Origin of the sequence: Brevundimonas sp. (assembly GCF_035561115.1) — a bacterium.
In the GTDB taxonomy this organism is placed as follows: domain Bacteria; phylum Pseudomonadota; class Alphaproteobacteria; order Caulobacterales; family Caulobacteraceae; genus Brevundimonas.
Genome location: NZ_DATMYH010000019.1, coordinates 21,737 through 40,126 on the forward strand (window position 1 = coordinate 21,737; position 18,390 = coordinate 40,126).

Genomic DNA, 18,390 nt, shown 5'->3' on the forward strand with positions numbered 1-18,390 from the left:
GGACGGATCAGGCCTCGTCCGTTTCCTTGCGGTCCGCCATCTCGCGGATCAGCTCCAGGGCCAGCTTCTGCTGCCGGCTGGACAGCTGGGGCGCCAGGCGGCTGATCTCGATGGTGTAGCGCGTGGCCGGAAAATCGTGCTCGTACGCCGCCCCGCCCTCGGTCAGGCCCGCGATCTGGGCGCCGCTCAGGCCTTCGAAGAAATAGCCGATATCGACCTTGAAGAACCGCGCGATGTCCCAGAGCTTGGAGGCCGAGATACGGTTCGCCCCCTTCTCGTATTTCTGGATCTGCTGGAAGGTCAGGCCCAGGGCCCGACCGAGGTCACTCTGGTTGTAGCCGAGCGCCAGCCGTTTCTCGCACACGCGCCGACCGACATGCCGGTCCACGGGATGAGGACCGTCCTCGCCCTTGCCTCTCGCCATTGTTACTCGTCCTTCGGTTGGTACCGTAACGCCTGAATGCGCTCGGCTTTGCCCGCTGTCATCAAAAAATGCAAAAACCCGGGCGCCACGCCCAGCCTTGGTTGAGTAACGGGTTCCACGCCTCCCGCAGCGCGGGAAAACTCGCCTCAACGGGGAGGTGACGCAGCGTCAATCCGGCCTTCCCGGGCGGCGCAGCCCGCCCCGGCGGATCGCCAGGGCCAGACCGGCCAGCACCGCCAGCAGGAAGGGCAGGTCTCCGAACCGTCCATAGGGCGTCACCCCCGTCGGTCGCGGCAGGCGCGCGTCGATGACCCCGCTTTCGCCCGGCTCAAGCCGCTGGTCGTCGACGACCCGGCCCCAGGGATCGATCATGGCCGATACGCCGGTCGGCGTTGACCGGACCACCGGCAGACCCGTCTCGATGGCCCGATAGCTGGCCAGATTCAGATGTTGCAGCGGCCCCGAGGTGCGACCGAACCAGGCGTCGTTCGAGATGTTGACGATCCAGCCCGGCCGGCCGGCGGCGCCCGGGGTGAAGCCGGGATACAGGCTCTCGTAGCAGATCAGCGGCTGGGCCCGCGGCGCGCCGGGGATATCGATCGGCGCGGGCCATGGTCCGGCGCTGAAATCGGTCGGCATATGGGTCAGGCTGCGAACCCCCAGCGCGCCCATCAGACCGCCCGCCGGCAGATACTCGCCGAACGGCACCAGCCGGTATTTGTCATAGGTGGCGGTGATCCGCAGGCCGTCCGCGCCCTCGTCGGTCAGCACGAACAGGCTGTTGTAGTAGCGGCCGCCCCCGGGCGCCGCCGGATCGGGCACGCCCCGGCCCAGACCCACGATCAGGCTCTGGCCCGGCTGCACCGCCCGCGCGATCGCCTCGGCGTCGGCCGAGCCCGGCGCAAACACCTGATTGGCCGAGGCCGGAAGCGCCCCCTCGGGCCAGACGATCAGATCCGGCGTCAGGGCGCCGGCGTGGCCGGTCAGATTGACGTAGCGATCGACGATCCCCTGATAGGCCTCGGGCGTCCATTTGGATTCCTGCGGCACGTCCGCCTGGACGATGCGGACCACGGTGTCGGTCAGCTCAAGCCGCGCCTGCGACAGCCGCACCGTCCCCCCGACCACCAGCGCGCCCAGCGCCAGAGCGCCCAGCACCGCCGAACCGATGCGGGCCTTGCGCGCGCCGGCGCCCAGCAGGGGGGCGAAGGCGGCCGCGCCCGCCACGGTGACGAAGCCCAGGCCGTAAACGCCGGCGACCGCGGCGAACTGCGACGCCGCCGACCCCGCCTTCCAGCTGGCCCCGGCCGGATTCCACGGGAAGCCGGTCAGCACATGGCCGCGCAGCCATTCCAGCAGGCAGAACAGGGCGGCGAAGACCAGCACGCGCCTGACGCCGTCGGGCATGAACCGCCGGTACAGCGCCGTCGCCGTCCCCCAGAACAGGCCCAGGCCGGCGGGCAGCAGGCTGGCCGCGAACGGGGCCATCCACGCCTGGGCCGGATTGACCAGGAAGGCCTCGGCCACCCACCAGCAGCTGATGAAGAAATAGGCGAAGCCGGCCAGCCAGCCCATCCAGAAGGCGCCGCGCCCTGCCGCGGACCGCTCGGACAGGAACATCAGCAGGGCGTAGCCCAGCAGGCCCGGCAGGACGCCGAACGGCGGATGCGCCAGCGCCGCCGCCGCCCCGGCCGCCAGCGCCAGGCCGATGCGGCCGAAACGCAGGATCAGCCGTGCGCGCGGGCCGCCCCCGGGGCTGTCGGTCTCAGGCCTGGCCGTTGGGTGAGTCATCGCGCCTGTATGGGTCGGCGACGCCCAGGCTGGCAAGAATGGATCGCTCCTCGCCCTCCATCGCCTCGGCCTCGGCCTCGGCCTCATGGTCCCGGCCCAACAGGTGAAGCACGCCGTGCACCGCCAGATGGCTGAGATGATCGGCCAAGGTCTTGCCCTGGGCCTGCGCCTCCGCCGCGCAGACGCCGTAGGCCAGCACCAGATCGCCCAGATGCGGCGCTGCGCTCTCCGCCGCCGGGAAGGACAGCACGTTCGTCGGCCGGTCCTTGTCGCGGAAGCGGGCGTTGAGGTCGCGCACCCCCTCGTCGTCCGTCAGCAGCACGACGACATCGCCCTCGACCCGGCCCAGGGCCGCCGTCGCCGCCCGCTCGGCCACGGTTTCGGCGTCCGGCAGGGCCGCTGTCCAGGCCGCATCCTCGATCTCGACCTCGATCACGCGTCGGGGTCCTCCAGATCGGCCGCGGGACGGCGGCTGGCCGCGTCGGCGTCATAGGCGCGCACGATCCGCTCGACCATGGCGTGACGCACCACGTCCTGGGCCTCGAACCGCTGCACCCCGACGCCCTTTACGTCCTCGAGGATGCGCAGGGCGTGCTTCAGGCCCGAGTCGCGCGGATTCAGCAGATCGACCTGCGACGGATCCCCCGTCACCACCATCCGCGCGCCCTCGCCCAGCCGGGTCAGGACCATCTTCATCTGCAGCCGCGAGGTGTTCTGGGCCTCGTCGACGATGATGTAGGCATGGGCCAGGGTGCGGCCGCGCATGAAGGCGATCGGCGCCGCCTCGATCTCGCCCTTGTCGCGTCGGCGGCGCACGTCGTCGGGGCCGAGGATGTCGTTCAGCGCCTCCCAGATGGGGGCCAGATAGGGGTCGACCTTCTCGTTCAGATCGCCCGGCAGGAATCCCAGCTTCTCGCCGGCCTCGACCGCCGGCCGGGTGATCACCAGCCGGTCCACCTGTCCCCGCCGCAGCAGGGAGGCGCCATAGGCCGCCGCCAGGAAGGTCTTGCCCGTGCCCGCCGGACCGACGCCGAAGGTCAGCTCGCACTGCGACAGCAGCGCCAGATAGTTGGCCTGGGCCGCGGTCTTGGGCGCGATGGCCCCGCGCCGCCCCACCGGCAGGGCGATGGCGTCAGGCGCCACGCTCCCCTGCCCGGCCCGCGGCTGGGTCGCCGCCGCGCCCAGAGCCGTGCGCACGTCGGCCTCGGTGATCTCGGCCCCGGCCTCGGCGCGGTTGGCCAGGGTCTCGATGACCCGTTTCGCCTGCGACCGGTCGCGGGCCGAGCCGTTGATCGACACGCCTCCGCCGGGCGTCTCCACCAGAACCTTGAAACGATCCTCGATCAGGGCCAGGTGCCTGCTGCCGGGACCGATGACGGCGCGCAGGGCTCCATCGCCCAACGCCAGGAACTCACTCTCACGCGCCATCCAGTGCCTTTTCCGTCAGCCGGCCCTTCAGGGAATTCTGCTGGCCGTATTCGATATCGACCGGAACGATCCGGCCGATCAGATGATCCGCGTCGTCGACGTGGACCGACTGCAGCCAGGGCGAGCGCCCGATGGCCTGGGCGCCATGGCGGCCCTTCTTCTCGAACAGGACGTCGACCGTCCGGCCCGCCTTGTCCATGTTGAACGCCAGCTGCTGTTCCGCCAGCAGGGCCTGCAGGGCGTGCAGGCGCGCGCGGGCAACCTCGGCCGGGACCTGCCCCGTCATGGACGCCGCCGGCGTGCCCGGACGCGGCGAATACATGAAGGCGAAGGCCGAGGCGTAGCCGACGCGCCGGACCAGATCCATGGTCTCTTCGAAGTCCCGGTCCGTCTCGCCCGGGAAGCCGACGATGAAGTCGCCCGACATCGCCATGTCGGGCCGGCTGCCGCGGATACGGTCGATCAGCTCGAGGTATTTCGTCCGCCCGTGCCTGCGGTTCATCAGCCGCAGCACCCGGTCCGAGCCCGATTGCACGGGCAGGTGCAGCCACGGCATCAGGGCGTCCAGCTCGCCATGCGCGGCGATCAGCGCGTCGGTCATGTCGTTGGGATGACTGGTCGTATAGCGGATGCGGTCGATCCCGGGGATCTCGGCCAGGGCGTACGCCAGCCGCGCCAGGGTCGACGACGCGCCGTCCGGCCCCTCGCCGTCATAGGCGTTGACGTTCTGGCCCAGCAGGGTGACCTCGCGCACCCCCCGGCCCGCCAGTTCGCGCGCCTCGGCCAGCACCGCCGCGACCGGCCGCGACCACTCGGCGCCGCGGGTATAGGGCACGACGCAGAAGGTGCAGAATTTGTCGCATCCCTCCTGCACCGTCAGGAAGGCGGTCGGCCCGTTGACGCCGCGCGCCTGCGGCAGGGCGTCGAACTTGTCGACGGGGGCGAAGTCGGCCCCGATCCGCTCGCCCCGCGCCCGCGCCGTGCGGGTCAGCAGTTCGGGCAGCTGGTGGTAGGCCTGCGGCCCGACGACGATGTCCACCGCCGGCTGGCGGCGCATGATCTCCTCGCCCTCGGCCTGGGCGACGCACCCGGCCACGGCGATGATCATCGAATTCCTCGAATTCCCGGATCCGGTCTTCGAATTCTCCGCCCGGGCGTCCTTCAATTCTCTCAGCTTGCCGAGCTCGGAATAGACCTTCTCGGCCGCCTTCTCGCGGATGTGGCAGGTGTTGAGGATGACGAAGTCCGCATCGGCCGCCGTGTCTGTCGTGGCATAGCCCAGCGGCCGCAGCACATCGGCCATGCGCTCGGAGTCATAGACGTTCATCTGGCAGCCGTAGGTCTTGATGAACAGGCGCTTGGGCGCGGCCTGTCCGTCTGACGCCGCCGGCGGGACGAGGGTCTCGGTCATGAGGCGACTTTTAATGCGCGCCCGCGCCGCACGCCATGGCCCGCAGGAGTCCCGCCGCCCGTGGTCAGCCCGCGTCCGCGGGATCGTTCCGCGCGGCGTGGCGCTTGAAGATCAGGCCTTCGCGCTTGGACGGCTCGGCCCCGACGATCGGTTTGCCATACAGTTCCAGCTTGTGGCCGATCAGTTCGAAGCCCAGCCGTTCGGCGATCTCGGTCTTCAGCCGCTCGATCTCGGCGTCGAAGAATTCGATCACCTCGCCCGAACGGGTGTCGATCAGGTGGTCGTGGTGATCGTCGCCGGCCTCCTCATAGCGGCTGCGGCCATCCCCGAAGTCATGTTTCTCGACCACCCCGGCCTCCTCGAACAGGCGCACGGTCCGGTAGACGGTGGCGATCGAGATATGGGGGTCGATGGCCGAGGCGCGACGGTACAGCTCCTCGACGTCCGGGTGGTCCTCGGCGCTCGACAGCACGCGCGCGATGACGCGGCGCTGTTCGGTCATTCGCATGCCGCGCTCGGCGCAGAGTTTTTCGATCCGGTCCATGGCCGCAAGGATAGGCGGACGGCCCGACTTATGGAAGCCGTGCGGCCAGGGTGACGGCCAACAGCAGGGCGTCCTGTCGCGAACCGTCCGCGCGGGCGTAGTATCGCGGCCGCCGCCCGGCCTCGACGAAGCCGGCCCGGGCGTAGAGGGCGCGCGCGGCGGCGTTGTCCTCGGCCACCTCCAGGAATACGCGCGCCGCGCCCCGCGCCGCGGCCCCGGCGACCCCCCGGGCGACCAGCTCCGCCCCGACGCCGCGACGCCGCGCCGCGGGCCGCACGGCCAGCGTCAGGATCTCGGCCTCGTCGGCGACCGTCCGCATCAGGATGAAGCCGTCCGGCGTCTCGGCCAGAAAGACCCCGGCCTGGCCCAGCAGCGTTTCGAAGGCCGCCGCGTCCCATGGCGCGTCGAAGGCCCCGGCGTGGAGCGCGGCCAGCCGGGCGGCGACGTCGCTCACGACGGCCGCGCGGGCCGGGCCTGACCCGGCAGGCGGCTGGGCGGGGTGGCGTCGGGCGCGCGCAGATACAGGGGGCGGGGCGGTGCGCTTGCCGGGTCGGCCGCCGCCGTCAGCAGGGCCAGGGCCTCGGGCGCCGCTCCGGCCAGCGGCCTCTGCGTCAGAACCGGAAAGGCCCCGGCGAACAGGCCCGCGCCCGATCCGATCAGCACCGCGCCGGCCTCCATGGCGGCGATCCGCTCCGCCGCCGCCTCCAGCGACAGGGCCTCGGCCGGGCCGCGGGGGACGCCGTCCCTCCAGAACCGCGCATAGACCTGCCCCCGCCGGGCGTCGATCAGGGCCGCCGCCGGACCTGACGGCGCAGACGCCGCCAGGGCGTCGAGGCTCGACAGGCCGACCACCGGCCGCCCCAGCGCCGCCCCCAGTCCCTGGGCGAAGGCGAGGCCGACCCGCAGGCCGGTGAATGACCCCGGCCCCACCGTCACACCGATCCGGTCGATCGCGCCGAACGCCAGTCCGGCCTGCGCCATGGCGTCGCGCGCAAAGCCCGCCAGCCGTTCCGAATGCCCCTTGGCCATCGTTTCCGAGCGCAGGCCGAGGGCGCGGGTCTCGTCGCCCTCGACCTCGAACACGCCGGCGGTGCACAGGCCCAGCGCCGTATCGACGACCAGCACCTTCACGGCCGATCTCCCCGGGACGCGCTCAGACGTCCCGCGCCAGCGCCTGGACGATGCGCGCCACGGCCTTGCGCACGTCGCGATCCTCGATCATCGGGAAGCCGGCGGCTACCGCCCGGCCGTCCGTCGTGGCGGTGATGAAGCGCAGGGAGGCCCAGCCGTCGTCGACCGCGCCCCGGGCCGTCTCGACCGGGGGAAAGAAGGACTCCACCGAAGTGCCCAGCACCGTCGCGGCGCGATGCAGCCGCGAGGCCGAGATGCGGTTCTGACCCGTCTCGTATTTCTGCACCTGCTGGAAGCTGATCCCCAGCTGCTGGGCCAGGGCGCTCTGCGACAGGCCCAGGGCCGAACGGCGCAGGCTGATGCGCGCGCCGACATAGGCGTCCACGTCGTTCCGTCCGCCGATCCTGCCCATGGCCGTTCGCCTCCCGTTCCGCCCCGGAAGGTTTCATGGAAACGAAAACGTTGCAACAAAATAGTTTCATCAGCGCTCCAGCCGGGCCACGACGGCGGAGACGGTCCGGGTGTCGGCGCGCGCGATCCGTTCCTCGGCCCCCAACCCGCCGGGCCCGCCGCGCACGACCAGCAGCTCGGCGTCGGCCCGGTCATACAGTCTGACGCGCACCTCGCCGTCGGCCATTTCGATGACGCAGCCCTGATCCCGCCGCGGCCACCGGCCCGGCTGATATTCCAGCACGACGCCGGACGCGGCCCAGGGCGCCAGGTCGTCATTGGACAGCTGCAGCCGCCGGACCGCGGCGGGCGGCGGCGGCGCGTCGATGAACCCCCGGCCCGCGTTCGCCACGCCCCGCTCGCCGGCGGGCCGGTCGGGCCTGTCCTCGCCGGGGGCGCCCTGAACGAGGGCCAGGGCCTCGACCGTGGCCCCTATCGCGCCCGTGAGGCGTCGCTGGACGTCGGGACGGAACAGGCCGGAGCGTTTGCCCGCCTCGTAGAGACCCCAGCCCTGGCTGGTCATGCCGGCGCGCTGTCCGGCCTCGGCCTGGCTCAGCCCGGCCTCGCGGCGGAGGGCCGCCAGGGCCTCGCCGAGACGGCGGGCGTCATCATCGCTTTCGAACCGGGGCATGGGGGAATGATGGCGCCGTCTTCGCGCGGAAGCGAGGACGAATTCGTTTCAGATGGGGGAGCGCCCGGGCAGCGAGCCGCGGCGCGGCCCAGAAAGGCTCACAGCACCTGTTCGACGCGCGTCACTTCCGGGACATAGTGTTTCATCAGCTGCTCGACCCCGGCCTTCAGCGTCGCCGAGGACGACGGACAGCCGGCGCAGGCGCCGCGCATGCGCAGGGTCAGGACTCCGGTCGTCTCGTCGAAGGCGTCGAACAGGATGTCGCCTCCGTCCTGCGCCACCGCCGGGCGGACCCGGCTGTCCAGCAGCTGCTTGATCTCGGCCACGACCTCGGAGTCCCCCGCCCCGTGGGCGTCCGGCGCGGACCCGGCGTTCCGCATCAGCGGCGCGCCCGAGACGAACTGGTCCATGATGGCCGCCAGGATCGGGGCCTTCATCGTGCTCCATTCGGGTCCGTGGGCGTCGCGCGTCACCGAGACATAGTCGTAACCGAAGAAGACGCCGGTCACGCCTTCCAGCTGGAACAGGGCCTCGGCCAGCGGCGAGGCGGCGGCCTCTTCGGCGTTGACGAAGTCGGTCGGCGAGTCCGAAACGTCCCGCCCCGGCAGGAATTTCAGCACATTCGGGTTCGGCGTCGGTTCGGTCTGGATGAACATGGTGCGTAAGTGCGCCGCCGGGGGCGCCGGTTCAAGGCCCGTACGGTCGCACCCTGTCGGTCCGGCGCGGGCTGACCGGGTCGCGAGCGTTAGCGACCCCGAACATGGTCGCTCAAGCAGCGAGCGACCGCGTCGCGAGCGTTAGCGACCAGAAGATCAGGCCAGATCCTCGATGTCCTTCTCGGTCAGCTCGCCGGGCACGATGGTCACCGGCAGCTTGCGTCCGGTGAAGGCGCCGCCCTGTTTGACCACCGCCGAGACCAGCGGCCCTGGCCCGCGCCCGCCGCTTCCGGCGGCCAGGACCAGGATCTTGATCTCGGCGTCCTCGCCGACGACCTTGCGGATGGCGTCCTGGGGCTCGCCGCGCTCGATCAGCAGCAGCGGCGTGGCGCCCGAGCGCTCCGCCGCCTCATCGGCCCATTTGTTGAGCAGGGTCTCGGCCTCCACCCGGGTCTGGCGCTCGATTTCCTCGCGAACCCCGGCCCAGTGGGCGTCCGGGGCCGCCGCCGGGATCACCCGCAACAGCGCCACCCGCCCGCCGGTCGAGCGCGCCCGCCGCGCCGCATAGCGCAGGGCGGACTCGAACTCGGGACTGTCGTCGACGACGACCAGAAACTTGCGCGGCATCAGCCCTCTCCCGCACCACCGACCGCGCTAAAGCAGTGAGCCGCCGCGCGGCGAGCGCTAGCGCCCAAACAAAAGCATCAGCTTGCTGACGAAGCTATCTCACGAATGGCGCTGTTGGCGATGGTCAGTTTGGCGAAGGTCCAGCCCGAGCCCGAGGCCTCGATCTCGTCGACCGAGGCGCGCACGCCCTCCACCGTCGCCTGACGCGGTCCGATCCAGGCGTCCACCGCCGCCTCGGCGGCCGCCTCGCTGGCCCCCACCGCTGCGTCCGACGCCCTCGCCACGGCCCGGGTCAGCAGCACCTGTTCCGCCATCAGATCCTCGATCAGGCGGCGCACGGCCAGACGGTCGAAATGATCCGCCGACGGCACATTGCCCGCAGCGGCGCGCAGCCGGTCGAAGTCGAAGGCCGCGCCGACCTGGTGGTACAGCATGGCCATGGCCGGCTCGGACCAGCCCGCCTCCCGGGCCAGGTCGCCGATGTCGGCCGTCGCCACCAGCGGCCGCAGCATGGCGAAGTCCCGCGCCATGGCCTCGGTCGCACCCAGGCCGATGAAGCTCTGGACCCGGCTTTCCAGCCCGGCCTGCTCGAAGCGCGACAACACCGCCCCGCCGGCGGCCCGCAGCGCATCCGCGGCCGGACGGTAGGCCGCGATCAGCTGGTCGACCGTGCAGCCCTGACGCATCGCCCGGCGGGCCAGCCAGAAGGTCTGGCGCCGCAGCACGGTGGCGATTTCCCGGTACAGGGCCGTCTGGGCCTCGGCCGGGATCTTCAGGTCCAGCGCCGACACGGCGTCCCACGCCTGGTCAAGGCGGAAGATCTGCCGCGCGGCCTCGAAGGCGATGACCAGGGCCCCCGTGTCGCAGCGGGCCGACTGGCGCAGGCGCTCGGGGAAGGTCGGGCCGGCCATGTTGACGATCTCGTTCGACAGGATCGTCGAGACGATTTCGCGGCGCAGCCGGTGCCGCTGCATGTCGGCTTCATACTTCGCCAACGGGGTGGGGAAATAGCGGACCAGGGTCTGTTTGAAGAAGGCGTCGTCCGGCGCCGTCGAGCCGACGATGTCGTCGAACAACTCCAGCTTGGAATAGGCGGTCAGCACGGCCAGTTCCGGCCGGGTCAGCGCCTGCCCGGCCGCCTTCAGCTCGGCCAGTTTCAGGTCGTCGGGCAGGCCCTCGACCTTGCGGTCCAGCTTCCCCTTCGAACCCAGCCATTGCATGAAGCGCTGCTGGGCGTCCAGCGCCGCCGGCCCTTCCGCCTCCTGCAGCGAGACGGCCAGGGTCTGGTCGTAGTTGTGCACCAGCACCTTCAGCCCGACCTCGTCGGTCATGGAGGCCAGCAGGGCGTCGCGGTCCCCGGCCTTCAGCGCGCCCGAGGCGATGGCCGCGCCGGTCAGGATCTTGATGTTGACCTCGTGGTCGGACGAATCCACGCCGGCCGAATTGTCGATGGCGTCCGTGTTGATCCGCCCCCCGGCCCCACCCGCGCCGGATCGGGCGAAGGCGATGCGTCCGGCCTGGGTCAGGCCCAGATTGGCGCCCTCCCCCACCACCTTGACCCGCAGTTCGCCGCCGTCGATGCGGACGGCGTCATTGGCCTTGTCGCCGACCTGGGCGTCGGTCTCGTGCGGCGCCTTCACATAGGTGCCGATGCCGCCGAGGTAGAGCAGTTCGGCCGGCGCCTTGAGGATGGCCTTCATCAGGGCGGCGGGATCGAGACTGTCCTCCTGGATGTCCAGCGCCGCCCTGATCTCGGGACTCAGCTCGATCGACTTGGCCGCGCGCGAGAAGACGCCGCCGCCCTTCGAGATCTTCGAGACGTCGTAGTCGGCCCAGGACGAGCGCGGCAGTCTGAACATCCGCTCCCGCTCGACCCAGCTCGCCGCCGGATCGGGGTTCGGATCGATGAAGATGTCGCGGTGGTCGAAGGCCGCGACCAGCTTGATCGCCTTCGACAGCAGCATGCCGTTGCCGAACACGTCCCCGCTCATGTCGCCGACGCCGACGACGGTGAAGGGCTCGGTCTGGATGTCCTTGCCCATCTCGCGGAAGTGGCGCTTGACCGCCTCCCAGGCGCCCCGGGCCGTGATGCCCATGACCTTGTGGTCGTAGCCGACCGACCCGCCCGAGGCGAAGGCGTCGTCCAGCCAGAAGCCGTAGTCGCGCGACACCCCGTTGGCGATGTCCGAGAAGGTCGCCGTGCCCTTGTCGGCGGCCACCACCAGATAAGGGTCGTCGCCCTCGAACCGGACGACCTGCTGCGGCGGAACCACCGCGCCGGACTTGTCGATATTGTCGGTCAGGTCCAGCAGGCCCGACAGGAAGGTCTTGTAGGCCCGGATGGCCTCGGCCTGCTGGGCGTCGCGGTCGCCCCCGGCGCGGACGATGGCGGCCAGATGTTTCGGGAAGAAGCCGCCCTTGGAGCCGACCGGCACGATGACCGCATTCTTGACCTGCTGCGCCTTGACCAGCCCCAGCACCTCGGTGCGGAAGTCGTCGCGGCGGTCGGACCAGCGCAGGCCGCCGCGCGCCACGGGGCCGAAGCGCAGGTGCACGCCCTCGATATGCGGCGCCCAGACGAAGATCTCGCGGAACGGCCTGGGCAGGGGCAGGTCGGCCAGTTCGCGCGACGCGATCTTGATCGAGATGTGGGCCTTGGGCCGGCCGTCCGCGCCGGTCTGGTAGTAGTTGGTCCGCTTGACCGCCTGGACCAGCAGGGCCATCCGTCGCAGCGCGCGGTCGTGGTCCAGGCTCTTCACGCCCTGCAGCAGGCCGTTGATCTGTCCGACCAGTCCGGCGACCGCGTCCTCGCGGCTGGCGCCGTCGCCGCCCCTGGCCGGGTCGAATTTCGCCTCGAACAGCGCCAGGATGGCCCGGGCCACGGCGGGATAGTCGCGCAGCGCCTCTTCCTGCACCGCCTGCGACGGATCGAGGCCGGTCTGCTGGCGATAGCGGGCGAGGGTGCGCACCAACGCCGCCTCGCGCCAGTCGACGCCCAGCTCCAGCACCAGACGGTTGAAGCCGTCGCTTTCGGTCAGCCCGGTCCAGACGGCGGAGAAGGCGGCCTCGAACGGGCCCTTCACGTCCTCGAATTTCAGGTCGCCGCCGCGCGGATCCTCCATCAGGAATTCGTGCACATGGATGTCGGGGTCGCCTGACGGATGCAGGGCGTGACCCCATTCCTCCAGCGTCTTCAGACCCATGTCGGCAAGGATCGGCAGCACGTCCGACAAGGGCACCGCCGAACCCCGGCGATACAGTTTGAAGCGGAAATTCAGCGGCCCGTCGGCCGGCGTGCGGAAGGCGCGCACAGACACCGGATCGCCCAGGCCGATCCGCCCCGAGGCGTTCAGCCCGTCGATCGCCTGCAGGTCGCGCACGGCCTCGTCGGCGTCGTAGCGGTCGCGGTAGCCGGGGCCGAAGGCCTCGGCCCAGCGCGCGCTCAGCGGTCCGACGGCGACATCGTCCACATCGGCCGCGCGCAAGGCGCCCTCGAAACGGTCGATCCAGCTGCGCCCCGCCTCGGCCACCCGGGTCTCGAGCTCGATGTGATCCGGGCACGGATGATCTCCGGGCGTGACCCCGATGATATAGTGGATGCGCACCAGCGGCTGGTCCGACAGCTGCGGATACCAGGCCGACAGACGCCCGCCCCAGGCCTTGGCCAGGATGCCGCCGATCCGTTCACGGACCGAGGCGTCGAACCGCTCGCGCGGAATGAAGGCGAGGACCGAGACGAAGCGGTCGAACGGGTCCTTGCGGGTGAAGATCTTGATCCGCGGCCGGTCGTGCAGGTGCAGTATGCCCAGCGCGATCTCCAGCAGCTCGTTCTCGCTGATCTGGAAAAGCTCGTCGCGCGGATAGTTTTCGAGGATGTTCTTGAGCCGCTTCTCGCTGTGGCTGCCCGGCGCCTTGGCCGCGCGCTTCAGGGCGTTGGCGACCTTGCGGCGCACCAGCGGCACCTGGGTCGCGGTCTTGTCATAGGCTTCGGCGGTGAACAGGCCGACGAAGCGGGTCTCGCCCGACGGCCGTCCGTCCGGCCCGAACCGCTTGACGCCGATGTAGTCCATATAGGCGCGCCGGTGCACCCGCGACCGGACGTTGGCCTTGGCCACCGTGACCGGCTCGGACAGGTCCAGCTGCTTCTTCATCGACTTCGTCAGCACCGCCGGCTCGTTGGCGCGGCGCAGCACGGTGCGGTTCGGATCGGCCAGCACGCCCAGTCCGGCCCCCGACTGCGACAGCGGCGCCTCGGCCTCGTAGCCGCCGTCCTTGTTGCGCGGATAGTCGTAGTCGCGCGCGCCGAGGAAGACGAAATGGTCGGCCTGCAGCCACTGCAGGAAGGACAGGTGTTCGGCCAGGACCTCGGCGTCCACCCCGGGGGGCGAGGTTTCCAGATGGGCGATCGAGCGCGCCATCAGGGCGTTCATGGCCGCGTGATCCGCCACCGCGCCGCGCACGTCGGCCATGGTCTCGGCCAGGCCCTCGCCGAGCGTGTCGCGCCGCTCCTGCGGCAGGGGATCGATGACGACGATGATCAGCGAGACCCGTCCGCCGTCGCGCTCGACGATCGGATGGTACATCGACCGCACGGTGACCCCGGCCTCGGCCAGTTCGCCCATGACGCTGTCGACGAGGAACGGCCGGTCGTCCTGCACGATCGACAGGCTGTCATAGCCCGTCGGCCGGCCGTCGGCGCCGGTCAGCGGCCCCAGGCTGATCCGCGCGGCCTCGCCGGCGGCGCGGCCGTCCGCCGAACGCCAGACCGAGGCCAGCAGGGCTGCGAGGTCGGCGCCGCCCAGCTCGGGGGCCTCGTCGGCGGCGTAGTCGTCCCACGCCTGCAGCAGATAGGATTTCGCCGCCGGCCCCGGCGCGCCGCCGGTCGCGCTCGCAAAACCGGCCTCCAGCGCCTCCAGGGTGATCGCCTGAGGGAGCTTGGCAGCCGTTTCGCCGGACATGGGCAGGTCTCTTGCAGGCGCGGCCGCTTCATCGGCCGCCGGATGGGACGCCAGACTAGGCCGCTTCGCCGCAGGGGCAAGGGCGCTGTCCGACGGCCGCCTGACTAGGCCAGCCCGCTTCTCACGGGAACCCCCAAAACGACAACGCCGGCCCCGTTTCCGGAGCCGGCGTCGCCGATCGTCGATCCCCGAAAGGAGGGTCTAGAAGCGGACGTTCATGCCGAGACGCAGGGCGTGCAGCTCCAGGCCGTCGTTGCTGCGCGTGATGTCCGTCCCGGCCGTGTTGGGCGCCAGGATGAAGGGGTTGGTGGCCGGAGCCGTCCCCGGACCGGCGCGCACGACATAGTCGCCGGGCTGCAGGTTGGAGAACAGATACTCGCCCGTGACCGACAGGTTCGGAGCCAGTTTCCATTCGACGCCGCCGCCCAGCTGATAGCCGTCGGCCTCGTCCTCATCGACCATTTCGGTGAAGCTGTTGGCCGTATTGGTGGTGCGGAAGCTGTTCTCGACCCTGGCCGTCGCCGCGCCGCCGGTGGCGTAGACCAGGGCCGGACCGACCGGGAAGCCGATGCGGGCCCGCAGGGCGGCCATCTGTTCGACCTGGCGGGTGAAGACATAGGCGGCCGGGGTGGTGCTGAACGAAGTCACCGAGTCTTCCAGATCCACGGCGCTGAACTCGCCGACCAGACCCACGACCACCCGGCCGAACTGCATATCGTAGCCGGCGCGGATCGACCCCTCGATCCCGGTCGGGTCGATGTCGCAGCCGGAGCCGGCGGCGGTGGCCCGGGCGGCGCCGTCGCAGGAGCCGGGGCTGAAGGCGTTGTTGGTGGTTCCGTCCAGAATGACGGTGTCGTCGAACTGGCCGTCGAAGTCGCGGTCGAACACCAGGCCCTCGCCGGCGTCCTCGTTGTTCTCGAGCACGCCGCCGTAGACGCCGATATAGGGGCCGCTCCAGTCGGGCGCCGACTGGGCGAGGGCGGGCGCGGCGACGCCGGCCAGCAGGACCGCCAGGGACGCGGCGGAGAGAGTTCTGTACATGAGGTATCCTTCGGAGCTGTCGCGGACCGTCCGCGCTTCGCAGTACCGCCGCCGCTAACGTGGCTTTCGCACCTGCGTTCCCGCGCCTTCGCGCCCGCGGCGCCGGGGGCTTGAGGTGTGGCCCGGGCGCCGCGTTCCGGATACGACAAGGCCGCCGAACTTGCGTCCGGCGGCCTGCTTCGGACCGGCGCCCGGGAGGGGGAGGGTTGGCGCCGATCTGTTCTACCGCGGCCTTGGGGGGAGGGGAGGGGCCGCGGCGACAGGGATGAAATAGGCGCCGGTTGTGACCAATCAAGGGCGGCCGCGGGCCCTCAGTCGGCCGCGGCCTGCGGCGGGTTGACGCGGCTCCGCCTGCGCCCGGCGGGCCGGGGTTCCTCTTCCTCGGCGTAGGGCTCGCCGTCGCCGGACAGCAGGATGGCCATCCAGCGCGAGCCCTTGAACTCGGCCAGAACGGCCATGGCCATCACCGCCAGGGGCGTCGACAGGAACATGCCGACCACGCCCCACAGCTGTCCCCACAGGGCCAGCGACAGCAGCACCACCACCGGATCGATGTTCTGGTTGTCGCCTTGCATGCGCGGCTGGATCATGTTGCCGCTGATGAACAATATGGCCTGCAGCCCGACCAGCAGCACCGCCGCCGGCCAGTAGCTTTCGAACTGCACCAGGGCGAACAGCGGCGGGGCCAGGCCCGCGACCGCCCCGCCCAGCACCGGAATGAAGCCGACGATGAAGATGACGAAGGTCCAGAACTCGGCGTTCTGCAGACCCACGGCGCGCATCAGCAGCCAGGCGGCGGCGCAGATCATGGCCCCGGTCACCGTCTGGACCCACAGATAGCCCTCGACCCCGCCGCGCACCCTCTGGAACACTTCCAGAGCCTCGGACCGGGCCTCGCGGCCGGGAAACAGCCCCACGAGCTTGCGCCGGAAACCCGACTGGGACGCCAGCAGGAAGGCCAGATAGACCATGACGAAGAACGAGCCCGACAGCACCCCCTGCGCCTGTATGGCCGCGCCGGCCAGATAGCCGCGCACGTCCAGCTGGCCCAGCAGATCGGCGGCCGTCGGCGCCGCCTCGACCCCGAACAGCCGCCCGCCGTCGATCAGGATCTGGTCGATCCGCGGCCCGATCCGGGTGGTGATCCCTGTCGCCTCGTCGAAGAAGCCCGTCGCCCCGTTCACGATGATGGCGATCGAGGCGAAGAAGCCCAGCACCACCACCAGCAGGGCCGCCGCCCCGGCCCAGCGGCCGGGGACGGGCGTGCGGGTCTCGATGGTCCGCTTCACCCCGTCGATCATGATCATCAGGAAGATGGCCATGGCCAGGGGCGTCAGTATGCCCCGCAGCCAGTAGACCGCCGCCCCGGCGGCCACCACGGCGATCAGCACGAGCGCGTTGCGCGCGACGGACGAGGTCGGCAGGGCGATGGGCGGTTTCATGCCCGTATCGTCGGCGGCGTCGCGGGTTCGGTCAATGATCGACAAGGCGCTTGATGCCCGCCGCCCGCCGCGACAGGGTGGGCGGCCATTCAGGAGCCCCCCATGACCGACGCCCCCGGCCTCTTCCTCGGCCAATCCATGGACAGCGGAGCGGGCCTGCCGGAAATCCTGCTGCTCAATCGCGCCAACCGCCACGGCGTGGTCGCCGGCGCCACCGGCACCGGCAAGACGGTCACCCTGCAGATCATGGCCCAGGGCTTTTCGGACGCCGGGGTCCCGGTCTTCTGCGCCGATGTGAAGGGCGATCTGTCGGGAATCTGCGTCCCCGGTTCGCCGAACGAAAAACTGCTGGCCCGCGCCGCCTCCATGGGTCTGACGCTCCAGCCCAGGGCCGCGCCGGTCGTCTTCTGGGACCTGTACGGCCTCAAGGGCCACCCGATCCGCACCACCGTCAGCGAGATCGGCCCCCTGCTGCTGGCCCGGATGCTGAACCTCAACGAGGTGCAGGAGGGGGTGCTGTCGGTCCTGTTCCACGTCGCCGACAAGGAGGGCCTGCTGCTGCTCGACCTCGACGACCTGCGCGCCATGCTGGCCTATGTCGGCGAGAACGCGGACCGCATCGGCCGCGAGGTCGGCAATGTCGCCCCCGCCTCCATCGCCTCGATCCAGCGCGCCATCCTTCAGCTCGAGCAGCAGGGCGGCAAGGCCTTCTTCGGCGAACCGGCCCTGCGGCTGGAGGACATGATGCGCACCGGCCTGGACGGCCGCGGCCAGGTCAATGTTCTCGACGCCACGAAACTGATGGCCAGCCCGCGCCTCTACGCCGCCTTCCTCCTCTGGCTGCTGTCGGAACTGTTCGAACAGCTGCCCGAGGTCGGCGACCCGGACAAGCCGCGCCTGGTCTTCTTCTTCGACGAGGCCCATCTGCTGTTCAACGACACGCCCGACGCCCTGCGCGAAAAGGTCGAACAGGTGGTGCGGCTGATCCGCTCCAAGGGCGTCGGCGTCTATTTCGTCACCCAGAACCCGGCCGACATTCCCGACAGCGTCCTGGCCCAGCTGGGCAACCGCATCCAGCACGCCCTGCGCGCCTACACTCCCGCCGAGCAGCGCGGCCTCAAGGCGGCGTCCGAAAGCTTCCGCGCCAATCCCGCCTTCGACACGGCCGAGGCTATCCAGGCCCTCGGCGTCGGCGAGGCCCTGGTCTCCACCCTCGACGAAAAGGGCGCCCCCCGGGTCGTCGCCCGCACCCTGATCCGCCCGCCCGACAGCCGGCTGGGCCCCGCCGTGGACGCCGAGCACGCCGCCGTCATGGCCGCCAGCCCGGTGCGCGGCCTGTACGAGGCGGTGGTCGACCGCGAATCCGCCGAGGAAATCCTCGTCGCCCGTCGCGGCCAGGCCGATCAGGCCGCCACCGATGCGAAACTGGCCGAGGCCCGCGCGAAAGCCGACGCGGCCGCCGCGAAGGAGGCCGAAAAGGCCGCCGCCGCCCGCGAGAAGGACCGGGCCCGCGAACAGGCCCGCTACGACCGGGAGGCGGCCCGCCCCCGTGCGACGCCCCGCCGCTCGACCCGCGAAACCCCCATCGAGGCCGCGACCAAGTCGGTGCTGCGCACGGCGGGCTCGACCCTGACGCGCGAGCTGCTGCGCGGCCTGCTGGGCGGGTTGAAGCGGCGCTAGACGGCGCCTTCCGTCCCCTCCCCACGCAGTGGGAGGGGGGACCGCCCCCCATCCGTGCATCCCCGCGAAGGCGGGGACCCAGGTTTGAGCGACGACGAGACTGGCTGAGCTGACCGGCGCTGGGTCCGGCGCTGGCGCGGGGCCAAAGCCTGGGTCCCCGCCTCCGCGGGGATGCA

At 70.9% G+C, this 18,390-nt stretch carries 16 protein-coding genes; 1 reads left to right on the forward strand and 15 read right to left on the reverse strand.

All coding sequences use genetic code 11. The features are described 5' to 3' along the window. Positions 1-7: 7 nt before the first annotated feature. The 15 genes from VN378_RS02250 to VN378_RS02320 all read right to left on the reverse strand — a co-directional run bounded on the left by VN378_RS02250 (position 8) and on the right by VN378_RS02320 (position 16,534). Complete coding sequence (locus VN378_RS02250) at positions 8-424, reverse strand: helix-turn-helix domain-containing protein (RefSeq protein ID WP_325740566.1); 417 nt, start codon at positions 422-424, stop codon at positions 8-10. Between the two features lie 168 nt (positions 425-592). Continuing rightward, positions 593-2,215: an apolipoprotein N-acyltransferase gene (lnt, locus tag VN378_RS02255; RefSeq protein ID WP_325740568.1), complete on the reverse strand. Its 1,623-nt coding sequence runs from the start codon at positions 2,213-2,215 to the stop codon at positions 593-595. After that, a complete protein-coding gene (ybeY, locus tag VN378_RS02260) occupies positions 2,190-2,651 on the reverse strand; it encodes an rRNA maturation RNase YbeY (RefSeq protein WP_325740571.1) in 462 nt (153 codons plus the stop codon). Before ybeY ends, lnt begins: the two co-directional genes overlap by 26 nt. Continuing rightward, positions 2,648-3,643, reverse strand: a complete 996-nt coding sequence (locus tag VN378_RS02265) for a PhoH family protein (protein WP_325740573.1) — start codon at positions 3,641-3,643, stop codon at positions 2,648-2,650. The genes ybeY and VN378_RS02265 overlap by 4 nt, the downstream gene beginning before the upstream one ends. Beyond that, positions 3,633-5,054 (reverse strand): tRNA (N6-isopentenyl adenosine(37)-C2)-methylthiotransferase MiaB, encoded by a 1,422-nt coding sequence (gene miaB / locus VN378_RS02270; RefSeq protein WP_325740575.1) that lies wholly within the window; start codon positions 5,052-5,054, stop codon positions 3,633-3,635. Before miaB ends, VN378_RS02265 begins: the two co-directional genes overlap by 11 nt. Before the next feature lie 64 nt (positions 5,055-5,118). Next, positions 5,119-5,598: a Fur family transcriptional regulator gene (locus tag VN378_RS02275; RefSeq protein WP_325740577.1), complete on the reverse strand. Its 480-nt coding sequence runs from the start codon at positions 5,596-5,598 to the stop codon at positions 5,119-5,121. Positions 5,599-5,626: 28 nt separating this feature from the next. After that, complete coding sequence (locus VN378_RS02280) at positions 5,627-6,052, reverse strand: GNAT family N-acetyltransferase (protein ID WP_325740579.1); 426 nt, start codon at positions 6,050-6,052, stop codon at positions 5,627-5,629. After that, entirely contained in the window at positions 6,049-6,729 is a 681-nt protein-coding gene (gene tsaB, locus VN378_RS02285; protein WP_325740581.1) for a tRNA (adenosine(37)-N6)-threonylcarbamoyltransferase complex dimerization subunit type 1 TsaB, read from the reverse strand. Before tsaB ends, VN378_RS02280 begins: the two co-directional genes overlap by 4 nt. Positions 6,730-6,751: 22 nt before the next feature. Continuing rightward, positions 6,752-7,141, reverse strand: coding sequence for a helix-turn-helix transcriptional regulator (locus VN378_RS02290; protein WP_325740583.1), 390 nt, complete (start codon positions 7,139-7,141; stop codon positions 6,752-6,754). 69 nt (positions 7,142-7,210) lie between these two features. Next, on the reverse strand, positions 7,211-7,810 hold the full coding sequence (locus VN378_RS02295; RefSeq protein WP_325740584.1) for a helix-turn-helix transcriptional regulator: 600 nt from the start codon (positions 7,808-7,810) through the stop codon (positions 7,211-7,213). 98 nt (positions 7,811-7,908) lie between these two features. Continuing rightward, entirely contained in the window at positions 7,909-8,466 is a 558-nt protein-coding gene (locus VN378_RS02300) for a NifU family protein (protein WP_325740586.1), read from the reverse strand. A gap of 156 nt (positions 8,467-8,622) precedes the next feature. Continuing rightward, entirely contained in the window at positions 8,623-9,093 is a 471-nt protein-coding gene (locus tag VN378_RS02305) for a universal stress protein (protein ID WP_325740587.1), read from the reverse strand. Positions 9,094-9,170: 77 nt separating this feature from the next. Beyond that, positions 9,171-14,051: an NAD-glutamate dehydrogenase gene (locus tag VN378_RS02310; protein WP_325740589.1), complete on the reverse strand. Its 4,881-nt coding sequence runs from the start codon at positions 14,049-14,051 to the stop codon at positions 9,171-9,173. A 201-nt stretch (positions 14,052-14,252) separates the two neighbouring features. Next, on the reverse strand, positions 14,253-15,092 hold the full coding sequence (locus tag VN378_RS02315; protein ID WP_325740591.1) for an outer membrane protein: 840 nt from the start codon (positions 15,090-15,092) through the stop codon (positions 14,253-14,255). Between the two features lie 311 nt (positions 15,093-15,403). After that, on the reverse strand, positions 15,404-16,534 hold the full coding sequence (locus tag VN378_RS02320; RefSeq protein ID WP_325740593.1) for an AI-2E family transporter: 1,131 nt from the start codon (positions 16,532-16,534) through the stop codon (positions 15,404-15,406). A 102-nt stretch (positions 16,535-16,636) separates the two neighbouring features. Here VN378_RS02320 and VN378_RS02325 point away from each other — a divergent pair, with 102 nt between their 5' ends. Then, positions 16,637-18,214 carry a helicase HerA-like domain-containing protein gene (locus VN378_RS02325; RefSeq protein ID WP_325740595.1) on the forward strand — a complete coding sequence of 526 codons (1,578 nt, stop codon included), beginning with the start codon at positions 16,637-16,639 and terminating at the stop codon, positions 18,212-18,214. Positions 18,215-18,390 lie beyond the last annotated feature (176 nt).